Source organism: Gemmatimonadales bacterium (genome assembly GCA_030697825.1).
Lineage (GTDB): Bacteria > Gemmatimonadota > Gemmatimonadetes > Gemmatimonadales > JACORV01 > JACORV01.
Window position 1 is genome coordinate 1 of the sequence record JAUYOW010000298.1, and the last position, 9,298, is coordinate 9,298.

Annotated in this window: 9 protein-coding genes; 7 read left to right on the forward strand and 2 right to left on the reverse strand. The window is 66.7% G+C overall.

Annotated features, from left to right (window positions below; genetic code table 11):
- Nucleotides 1-33 precede the first annotated feature (33 nt).
- The gene (locus Q8Q85_14685) at nucleotides 34-1,224 is read right to left on the reverse strand and encodes an IS481 family transposase (GenBank protein MDP3775503.1); all 1,191 of its coding nucleotides are present in this window, start codon (nucleotides 1,222-1,224) and stop codon (nucleotides 34-36) included.
- A gap of 317 nt (nucleotides 1,225-1,541) precedes the next feature.
- Between Q8Q85_14685 and Q8Q85_14690 the strand changes: the two genes are divergently transcribed.
- The 4 genes from Q8Q85_14690 (at nucleotide 1,542) to Q8Q85_14705 (ending at nucleotide 4,400) form a co-directional block, all read left to right on the forward strand.
- On the forward strand, nucleotides 1,542-1,943 hold the full coding sequence (locus Q8Q85_14690; GenBank protein MDP3775504.1) for a hypothetical protein: 402 nt from the start codon (nucleotides 1,542-1,544) through the stop codon (nucleotides 1,941-1,943).
- Nucleotides 1,944-2,308: 365 nt separating this feature from the next.
- Nucleotides 2,309-3,064, forward strand: a complete 756-nt coding sequence (locus tag Q8Q85_14695) for a hypothetical protein (protein ID MDP3775505.1) — start codon at nucleotides 2,309-2,311, stop codon at nucleotides 3,062-3,064.
- A gap of 176 nt (nucleotides 3,065-3,240) precedes the next feature.
- On the forward strand, nucleotides 3,241-3,582 hold the full coding sequence (locus tag Q8Q85_14700) for a type II toxin-antitoxin system RelE/ParE family toxin (GenBank protein MDP3775506.1): 342 nt from the start codon (nucleotides 3,241-3,243) through the stop codon (nucleotides 3,580-3,582).
- Nucleotides 3,583-4,217: 635 nt separating this feature from the next.
- On the forward strand, nucleotides 4,218-4,400 hold the full coding sequence (locus tag Q8Q85_14705; protein MDP3775507.1) for a hypothetical protein: 183 nt from the start codon (nucleotides 4,218-4,220) through the stop codon (nucleotides 4,398-4,400).
- A 394-nt stretch (nucleotides 4,401-4,794) separates the two neighbouring features.
- Here the strand turns inward: Q8Q85_14705 and Q8Q85_14710 are convergent, their stop codons facing one another.
- Nucleotides 4,795-5,817, reverse strand: coding sequence for a class I fructose-bisphosphate aldolase (locus Q8Q85_14710; protein MDP3775508.1), 1,023 nt, complete (start codon nucleotides 5,815-5,817; stop codon nucleotides 4,795-4,797).
- A gap of 110 nt (nucleotides 5,818-5,927) precedes the next feature.
- Here Q8Q85_14710 and Q8Q85_14715 point away from each other — a divergent pair, with 110 nt between their 5' ends.
- The 3 genes from Q8Q85_14715 to Q8Q85_14725 form a co-directional block, all read left to right on the forward strand.
- Nucleotides 5,928-6,956 carry a GntG family PLP-dependent aldolase gene (locus Q8Q85_14715; GenBank protein MDP3775509.1) on the forward strand — a complete coding sequence of 343 codons (1,029 nt, stop codon included), beginning with the start codon at nucleotides 5,928-5,930 and terminating at the stop codon, nucleotides 6,954-6,956.
- On the forward strand, nucleotides 6,928-9,075 hold the full coding sequence (locus Q8Q85_14720) for a TonB-dependent receptor (GenBank protein ID MDP3775510.1): 2,148 nt from the start codon (nucleotides 6,928-6,930) through the stop codon (nucleotides 9,073-9,075). Before Q8Q85_14715 ends, Q8Q85_14720 begins: the two co-directional genes overlap by 29 nt.
- A 40-nt stretch (nucleotides 9,076-9,115) precedes the next feature.
- The coding region (locus Q8Q85_14725) for a hypothetical protein (protein ID MDP3775511.1) at nucleotides 9,116-9,298 on the forward strand (183 nt) is incomplete at its 3' end.

Consider the following 9,298-nt stretch of genomic DNA (forward strand, 5'->3'; position numbering starts at 1 on the left):
TGAACGGTCCAAGTGATAGGTAACACTTTGTACTCAGCTGATTGGTAACACTTTGGTCCTTCCTTTGTGGTTGTCGCCGCTGCGGCGAGCGGGGCGCCCGAGCTGATCGACGATCCGCCCGACGGCTTCGTGGAAGCGGCCCAGCCAGACGGGTCCGAAGTAAACGTTCCAGAGGCCGTCGTCGATTTCCTCCAGGCCGATCTCGAGTTCCGCGAACAGGTGACTCACGTTGACCCAGCGGTTGGACCAGCGAATGCCGCCGTTGCGGCTGACGAGGCGCCGCTCGAAGTGACCGGGATAGAGGAGCGGCGGCAGCGTCGCGCGGTAGGGGCGCGGCGAGGCGGCGTAGCAGCTGGCGGGCGTAGCGTCGTGCAGGGCTTCGTGCGGACGCTCGGTGTTGTAGCGCCGACGGAAGGCGTCGAAGCAGTGCTGCTGGGCCGCCAAGTTGCCCTGGGGCGGCCGGGCCGTCGCGGCTTTGAGGGTCCGGTGCATCCGTTCGTGGCGCCCGTTCTGTTCCGGGTGGGCAGGCTCGATCAGTTCGGGGCCAATCCCAAGGCGGACCCACCACACCGAGAGCGTCGACAGCCGGCCGAGCGCGTTGGAGGCGAACGGCTGGCCGTTGTCACTGCGGATCCGCTCGGGCAGACCGTAGCGCTGAAATAGCCGCACGAAGACCGGCCAGCTGCTCTCGATCGTGGGCGCGAGCAGGCCGCGGCAGCCCAGCAGGAAGCGGCTCGCGCCATCCTGGACGGTCAGCGGGTAGCAGTAGATCCCATCGCCGGTGCGGAACTGGCCCTTGAAGTCGGCGGTCCACACCGCGTTGGGCTGGTCCATCGGCGTCCCCGGCGGGCCGGCGTGAAAGCGGCGTCGGCTCCGTCGCCGTGGCCGCACGCGCCCGTGCCGCTCGAGAATCCGATGGACGGTGGTCTTGGTCGGCACCTGGTCGGCCGGCACGCGGTCCTGCAGCAGGCGGCGCACCTTCCGCGCCCCCCACGTGTAGCGGTGCTGGAGCTGCAGAATCAGGTCCACGACCGCTGGCGGGGTGGCATGCGGGCATCCCCTGGGGCGATGCGAGCCATCCGCCAGCCCCGCCGGGCCGGCCCGCTCGTAGGCGGCGAGCCACTTGTAGCCGGTCCTCCGGCTGACCTCGTAGCGCCGGCACAGCTCCGCGATCGACCAGCCGGGCCGATGAACATCCTGGACAAAGCGCAGTCGTTCATCCATCGGGCACGTCTCCCTCCACGGCATTGGCGCCTCCTCAGTGAGGCGCCTAGTTTAGAGAGAGTGTTACCCATCAGCTGTGTACGATGTGTTACCTATCAGCTGCGAATGTACCCGCCAGCGCCCTAACTACGGGTTGAAGCAGACGGCGCGGCCCGCCGTCGTCGCGAGTGCTCCAGCAGTCGGCGGCCGCGCCGCTACTTAACCCTGTTCGTTAGCCGCACATCGCCGGAGACCATGTGGGCGATCTCTCCTAGCTTGACGCGGGGGCATTGCTCCGACTCCACCGCGAGGTCGCCGACGAACTCCGGCGCATAGGGGTGTCTCGGAGCGCCAACAGCCCCGTCGCTGGGTACGCCGAATGGCTCGTCGCTCGGAAGCTGCGGCTCCGACTCGCCGCGAACTCCACGGCCGGATTCGACGCCACCGACCGACAGGGGAAGAAGGTCGAAATCAAGGCGCGCCGGCAGACCCCGACCAGTAGGCCTTCTCACTTCAGCGCGCTGCGAGGGCTCGAAGAGAAGCGCTTCGACTACCTCATCGCCGTTCTGTTCGACCAGGACTACTCAGTGGTTCGTGCGATCCGCCTGCCCTACAAGGCTGTCCGGCGCCTAGCGCGCTTTCGGCGTCATGTGAACGGAAGCGTGCTCATCATCCGCGACCTGTGGAATGCGGCCAACGCCCAGGACATCACCCGGCAGCTCCGGGGCGATGGCGGCTAACTCGCGCTGAGCCTGTGTGAAAACTCTCGGATGTGCACAAATAGGGGGTCTTCCGACCTCTGACTGGGTCGAGATCGTGGCTCCTGAGCGAAATGTGAGCGTCGGAATTCTCAGAGGCCATCACCGGTGCGAGTTGCGATACAGGCTTGGGTTGTAGCTGACGGGCCGGCTGGCCGCGCTGGCGTGCGGGGTTCTCGAACTGTAGCGTTGTAACGCGGGGCCAGCACGGCCAAGGCGCCGGCCCGCAGCTAAACCCTGTTCGTTAGACCGCAGATCGCGGGTGGGGCATTTCTAATGGAGGGCCCGCGCTCGCGGCCGCCACATCTACGCGCTCGCCACCCATCAAATGTTCTAGGGGATGAGAAATGGAGCTAGAAGATTGGGCGAGAGTCGTAACGATCGTCTTTCAATCGTTCTCCACCATCGCTATCGTCGGCGCTGCCGTTAAGTACCTTTGGGGCCGTGACGAACGTTCGGGTGAAACTCTGCTGCACCTTGAAACCCGCTTTAAGGAGCTGCAAATTCCATGGCAGGCAGAGCGGTCCGGATCGTTCCTATCCAGCATTACGCGCGCAGTCGACCTCGAAGCGCATGAGTTCGAAAAGAGTGGCCTCCAGCTGGCAATTGACAAAGGGCTCGAAGGCAGATGGAATGACCGCACCGATCTTGAGAGGGCGTGGATGTCACGCCTTGACGAATTCATCCGCTTCCTTCTCCTTGTCGCTGGCATGGAGAAGAACCGACTTCTCAAGAAGCGGGCTCTTTGGGATGCATATCATTACTGGTTCCGCATGGTCGCGAGAAACCCAAAGCTCCAAGAATATGTTGGGCTATACTTCCCGGTTCTATACAGGTTCCTCCGGGACAACGAAAAGGAGATTGTCGCGTATGAACGCCTTCACAGCGCGACCGCGCAAGAGGCGGAGCCTGGAATCCAGGCCGCATACAGCCAACTACAAACGCTCGTGGCGGCTCATCCGCGAACACCCCCTCCAGCTGGCCACGCGCGCGCTCAGGTGCTGTCTCTAATACTCTTTGGGGCGTTTGTCCTCGCTCCGTTTATTGTCAGTTGGAGGTGGTTCACTGCGCGCGAGCATCGTGGCGACCGAAGCGCGCGCTAACACCATTAAGAAGTTACCTGTCACGGGGTCGCAGTAGTCCCATCGCGGCGAGCGCAGCTCGCCGCTGTCTTCCTCCTGGTCACCTGCTCACTGCCGCGCACCTGCAAAGCGGCGATTGCCGGTCGTATCGGGTCGTCTCCCTCTTGCATTAGTACTACCCAGTATTACATTGTCTCATGGCCGTCTCCGTCCGCTTGGAGTTCATCTACACCCCCTTGTTTGAGGCCAGTGCGAAGGGGTTGCTGGATGACGAAGCCATGCGGCAACTGGAAACGACCCTCCTCCGCGATCCACAGCAGGGGGATGTCGTTGCAGGCACCGGCGGCGTGCGGAAGCTGCGTGCCGCGTTGCCTGGACGCGGGAAACGGGGCGGTGCCCGAGTCATCTATCTCTACGTGACTGTGCGGGGCCGGGTCTACTTCCTGCTGGCGTACGCCAAGAATCGGCGAGTCGATCTTACACCGGCGGAGAAGCGCGCGGTGCACGCGATGGCGCGGCAACTGGAACGGGAGGTCTAAGATGAGCACCAAGCCCAAGGCCCGCCTCGGGGCACTGCTGGTCGAGAGCATGCGCCAAGCGGTGGCCATCAACCAGGGTCGGTTGCGCCCGGCCCGTCGCCACCGGCTCACCCTTCGGGAAGCCACCGTGTCCGCACCCCCCCGCTATGGCTCCTCCCGGATCCGCCGCCTCCGCGAGCGCCTGGGTTTGTCCCAGCCAGTATTTGCCCGCGCGCTCAATGTCAGTGTCGCCACCGTCCGCGGGTGGGAACAGGGCGCCCGGATTCCGGACGGTCCCTCACGGCGATTGCTCGAGGTTGCGGAGCGACATCCCGCGACGATTCTCACGGCGGTGTCGCCGGTGCGGCCGCGGTCGGGATCAAAGGCAGCGGCATAACCCGCGCTTGCTGCCGCGGAGCCGCTGGGGCGGCTCGCGGCAGAAGCGCAGTCCGTTATGCGCTTGGACACTGTTTGGAAGGCAGGTGCCATGACCACTCCACCAGACACATCCCCCGTCAAGAGATTGTTTTCAGAGGCAGCTCTATTGGCTGCACTGCGTGGCCGCCGCTGCCCGCAGCAAGCCCTGTTCGTTTGCCAGCGCTCGCCCAGCCGACACACTCGCTATAGATTCCTGCATCGCTCACAAGGTGCATCGCATGTCCGACACGACGGTGAAACAGCAGGCCCTCAACGCGGTCCAGTCCTTGCCGGACTCCGCGACGTTCGAGGACGTCCTGGAGCGATTGCTTTTTATCTCAAAGGTTGAGCGGGGTCTCGCAGAAGCCGACGCTGGGCAACTGATCCCGCACGAGCAGATAAAGGCGCGCTTCGGGTTGTGAGTCGGATCCACTGGACGCCTCAAGCGAGCAACGACCTTGACGCGATCCACGAGTACGTAAGCCGCGACTCCCCTGCCGCCGCCACGACGTTGGTTGCACGCCTACTAACCGCTATTGATCAGCTAGAGTCCTATCCGCGGTCAGGCCGCACGGTTCCGGAGTTCAACAACCCAGTCATTCGCGAGCTCGTTTGGGGCTCTTACCGTGTTGTGTACCGACTGTGGGAGCGCGACGTTCAACTTCTGCGGATCCATCACGCGGCCCGACCTCTGCCGCTTGATCTGACTTCGAGCGCGGGCTAACAAGCATTTGAAGCCGTCGGCTGGCCGCGCTGGCGAGCAGTGCAGGAAATTCGGCGCACGCTTGAGCAGCTGGACCAAGAGGCCCGAGAATCCTAGGCCGCCGACAACTCCATCTGCTTCGAGTACTTGCCGTAGCGCGCCGCGCTCACGCACCGGGAACGCTTGAGGAAGGCCTTCTGTCCGGCCACGACGCCCGTCGCCTGGCCGCCCCAGGCCTTGAGCGCCTCGTCCTGGAGCGCGCGCCCGTAAGAGTAGCTCAGCTCCCAGGGCAGGCCGCCGAGCGCGTTCATGGCGTTCAGGTGCGCGGTCGCCACTTCGGGGCTCTGACCGCCGGAGAGGAAGACGACGCCGGGGACGCTGGCCGGCACCGTGCGGCGCAGGCAGCGCACGGTGGTCTCCGCCACCTGCTCTACACCCGCCTGGACCGGGCAGCTCTTCCCCGAGATCACCATGTTGGGTTTGAGGAGCATCTCCTCCAGGGACACGCGGTGCGCGAACAGCGCCATGAAGACGCGCTTCAGCGTCGCCTCCGTGACCTCCTCGCAGCGCTCGATCGGGTGCTCGCCGTCCATCAGGACTTCCGGCTCCACGATCGGGACCAGGCCCTGCTCCTGCGACAGCGCGGCATAGCGAGCCAGCGCGTGAGCGTTGGCGTCGATGCAGAAGTTGGTCGGGATGCCGCTGCCGATAGTTATCACCGCGCGCCACTTGGTGAACCGCGCGCCCAGCTTGAAGTATTCGGCCAGCCGCTCGCGCAAGCCGTCGAGGCCCTCGGTGATCTGCTCACCCGGGAAACCGGCCAGCGCCTTGGCGCCCTTGTCCACCTTGATGCCGGGGATGCTCCCTTGCTTCACGAGCAACTCGGCGAAGGGCTTGCCGTCGTCGGCCTTGTGGCGGAGCGTCTCGTCGAACAGAATGACACCGCTGATGTACTCGCCGACCCCGGGCGAGGCGAAGAGCATCTGCCGGTAGGCGCGGCGGTTCTCCTCGGTGTTGGCTAGGTTGATGCTCTTGAACCGCTTGTCGATCGTTCCGTGGCTTTCGTCGGCCGCGAGGATGCCCCTGCCCGGGGAGACCAGGGCCTTGGCGGTGGCGGCGAGATCGTGCGTGGTCATCGTGGCACCCCGTTCATCGAGCCCAAGCCAACAGGCAACCCGTTCTGGTCGTAGATGTAGCACTGAGTTACGGCGAAAAAAGGTAACCCGCCGCGGAGGCAGACCGCCAGATGGCACCGGTGATTGACCTTCGGAGTGATACCGTCACGCGCCCCTCCGCCGCCATGCGGAAGGCCATGGCCGAGGCGGAGGTCGGCGACGATGTGCTGGATGGCGACCCGACCACCCGCCGGCTCGAGGAGCGGGTGGCCGAGCTGCTGGGGAAGGGCGACGCCCTGTTCTTCCCGTCCGGCACCCAGGCCAATCAGACCGGCATCTGGCTCAGCACGCGGCCCGGGACGGAGCTGCTGGTCGAGGCCAACGCGCACCTGGTGCATTACGAGATCGCCGGGGTGGCGGCGCTTTCGGGCGTCCAGATCCGGCCGGTCGCGACACCGGACGGCCTGCTGACTGCGGACCTGGTGCGCGGCGCGCTCCGCCCCGGCTCCCCGCACGTCCCGCGTCCCTCCGCGATCGCGATCGAGAACACCCACAATGCGGCGGGCGGGAAGGTGATGCCGGTCGCCGTCGCGGACGCGATCGGCGCGCTGGCGGACGAGGTCGGGCTCCCGCTGCACCTCGATGGCGCGCGGCTCTGGAATGCGGCCACGGCCCTCGGCGTGCCGCCGGCGCGGTGCGCCAAGCCCGCGCGCACGGTCATGGTCGCCTTCTCCAAGGCGCTCGGCTGTCCAGTGGGCTCGTGCCTCGCGTTCCCCAAGGAGGCACGAAGGGATGTATGGGAGATCCGGAAGCGCCTGGGCGGGGGGATGCGCCAGTCGGGCATCCTGGCCGCGGCGGCGCTCTACGCGCTCGACCACAACCTGGAGCGCATCTCGGAAGACCACGCCAACGCGAAGAAGCTCGCGGCAGGGCTACGCGGCCATCCCGCGGTCAGGCCGCTCGAGCCCGAAACGAACATCGTCATGCTGGATCTCGTGCGGGAGCAGGATAGTGCGGAAACGGTGATCCCCCGACTGGCCGAACGGGGCGTGAAGGTGGTGCCGTTCGGGCCCAGGCGGCTGAGGGCCGTGACGCACCTTGATGTGAGCACGCAGGATATCGAGCGAGCCATTGCGATCATCGGTCAAGTTCTCGCTTAGCGGCGCCGCGTTGCTGGTCGCCACGGCGGCGGCCGCGCAGAGGCCCGACACGTCACGCGCGGACAGCGCGCGCTACGTGCTGGCGCCGATCACGGTCAGCGTGACGAGGGAGCAGCGGTCGCTGATGGAGGTGCCGTTGGCTGTCACGCGGGTCGGCGCGGCCGACCTTTTCGGCTCCAAGGGTCTCGGTCTGGACGACGCGCTGGACCTGGTGCCCGGCGTGGTTGCCCAGTCCCGGTACGGCGGGAGCGACATCCGTCTCGCGATCCGCGGCTTCGGCGCGCGTGGGGCGGGGGACCGATCCAACGCCGGCACCGCGCGCGGAGTCCGCGTGCTCCTCGACGGAGTTCCTGAGACGGAGCCGGACGGCAGGACCTCGTTCGACAACATCGACCTCGCCGCGGTCCAGTCCGTCGAGGTGGTGCGCTCGAACGCGTCGGCGCTGTGGGGGAACGCGGCGGGCGGCGTGGTGAGTCTCTCGACCGTCCCGGACGTCCGGCGTGCCTACGCGACGCTCGGTACGACGGTGGGCGGCTTCGGGCTCAGGCGGAGCGCCTTGCGCGCGGGAACTCCCTTCGGCTCGGGACAGGTCGCGCTCGCGTTCGCCAACACCGCTTTGGACGGGTGGCGCGAGCACTCCGGCAGCACGCGCTCGGTGCTCAACATCTCCATCGTGACCTCGCCGGACGCGCGGACCCGGCTCGGCGTCTACGCCGTCGCGAGCGACAACCGGTTCAGGATCCCGGGCCCGCTCACGCGCGGCCAGGCCGACAGTGCGCCGGCCCAGGCGAGCGCCGTCTACGTCCAGCGCGACGAGCGGCGTCACAACCGCCTCGCGCGGCTGGCCGTGTCGCTGGAGCATCGCGTCGGAGAGCGCGGCACCGTGAGCGGGATGCTCTTCGCGGGCCCCAAGTTCCTCCAGCGCTCGGAGCGCGGCACGTTTCGGGACTTCACCCGCTATCACCTGGGTGGAAACCTCGTGGTGCGGCACGCCGCGCGGCTGAGCGCCACGGTCACGAGCACGCTGATGGCAGGGGTGGACGAGGCCTACCAGGACGGCGCCATCCTCTTCTACTCGCTGACCCCCGAGGCAACCCGAGGCGACACCCTGCGCGGCAACAAGCGCGAGGGCGCCAACAACTTCGGGATCTTCGCGCAGCAGGAGCTGGGGCTGGGCGGCCGAGTCTCAGTCACGCTCGGCGCGCGCTACGACGCCATCGCGTACGACTACAACGACTTCATCACCCCGGCACTCGACGCCGGCAGGACGTTCAGCCGCGTCACGCCCAAGCTCGGGGTCACCTACCGGCTTGGCGCGGCGCACGCGCTTTACGCGAGCGCCGGCGGGGGCGTGGAGGCGCCGGCGGGCAACGAGGTGGACCCGCCCGGCACCTTCGGGCAGGACACGATCAGCGCGTTGAGTCCACTTCTGAAGCCGATTCGCTCGACGACGTTCGAGCTGGGCACGAAGCACGTCATGCCGCTCGGCGAGGACGGACTCCTCAGCGCGCTCGCCTACGATATCGCGGTCTACCGGACCGACGTAATGAACGAGATCGTTCCATACCAGGGCGGCCGGTTCTACCTCACCGCGGGCCGCGCCAGGCGGAGCGGAGTTGAGCTGGGGCTGTCGGTCCACGCGGCCGGCGGCTGGCAGCTTCGGAGCGCGCTCACGTATTCCCGCAACACCTACGAGGCATACGTGGTGGACTCGGTGCACTACGGCCGGCCGGGGTTCTTCGCCGACTTCTCGGGCAACCGGGTCGTCGGCGTGCCCGACTTCGTTTACAGCGCGAGCCTCGCCTGGTCGCCGGAGACGGCGGGGCCGTTCACGGCGCGCCTCGCGATCCAGGGCATGTCCCGTTTCTTCGCCGATGACGCGAACGCGGTGACGGTGCCCGGCTACGGGATCGTGAATCTGACCGTCGGCGTCGCCGAACCGATAGGTATCGGGAGAGGCGTCGGGCTGCGCGGCTTCGTTACGGTCAACAACGTGACCGACCGACGTTACACCGCGTCGGCCTTCCTGAATCCCGCATTCGTGAACGGCGAGGCCGTCGCGTTCGAGCCCGGGCTGCCGCGCCACCTCGTCGTCTCCCTGGAGATCGGTCGCCGGTGACCTAGGCGTCGGCTGCTTCCGCTGGTATCTTGGCGCGACCATGCGCCTCACCTCCCTCGATTGGCTCGTCGTCTTCGTCTCTATCGTCGTCTCGTTCCTCCCCGCCGTCGTCCTCGCGAAGCGGGCGGGTACCAGTACCGCCGAGTTCTTCACCTCGGGCCGGTCGGCGCCGTGGTGGCTGGTGGGCGTTTCGATGGTGGCCACCACCTTCATCACCGACACG

Coding starts and splice junctions, on each gene's coding strand:
- Q8Q85_14685 (MDP3775503.1), bottom strand. CDS start 1,224: ATGGATGAACGACTGCGCTTTGTCCAGGATGTTCATCGGCCCGGCTGG.
- Q8Q85_14695 (MDP3775505.1), top strand. CDS start 2,309: ATGGAGCTAGAAGATTGGGCGAGAGTCGTAACGATCGTCTTTCAATCG.
- Q8Q85_14700 (MDP3775506.1), top strand. CDS start 3,241: ATGGCCGTCTCCGTCCGCTTGGAGTTCATCTACACCCCCTTGTTTGAG.
- Q8Q85_14705 (MDP3775507.1), top strand. CDS start 4,218: ATGTCCGACACGACGGTGAAACAGCAGGCCCTCAACGCGGTCCAGTCC.
- Q8Q85_14710 (MDP3775508.1), bottom strand. CDS start 5,817: ATGACCACGCACGATCTCGCCGCCACCGCCAAGGCCCTGGTCTCCCCG.
- Q8Q85_14715 (MDP3775509.1), top strand. CDS start 5,928: ATGGCACCGGTGATTGACCTTCGGAGTGATACCGTCACGCGCCCCTCC.